The sequence below is a fragment of the Micromonospora sp. ABR4_055 genome (assembly GCF_056160425.1).
In genome coordinates, this window is the sequence record NZ_JBSWXD010000379.1 from 1 (window position 1) to 239 (window position 239).

The following is a 239-nucleotide window of genomic DNA, read 5'->3' on the forward strand; positions in this document are numbered from 1 at the left end:
ACAACAACCAAAGAAAAGCGGACCGCCGAACATGTATCATACCACCGGCTTCACGACCGATCAGATCCGCGACCTCTGCGTGCTGGTCCGCACCGAATGCCGGAACCTGGGCACGGAACCATGGCCACCGATCCTCGGCCTCTACCGCGCCCTCGTGGTCGCGTTGACCTACATGCGTCGTAACCGTGTCCAAGCGGAGATCGCCGAGGCGCACGGCGTCTCCCAGTCGACGATCTCAC

General features: G+C 62.3%; 1 protein-coding gene. It reads left to right on the top strand.

Features of this window, described 5'->3' with window-relative positions; genetic code table 11:
- Positions 1–31: 31 nt before the first annotated feature.
- On the top strand, positions 32–239 hold a 208-nt coding region (locus ACXAHD_RS32480; protein WP_475055238.1), incomplete at its 3' end, for a hypothetical protein.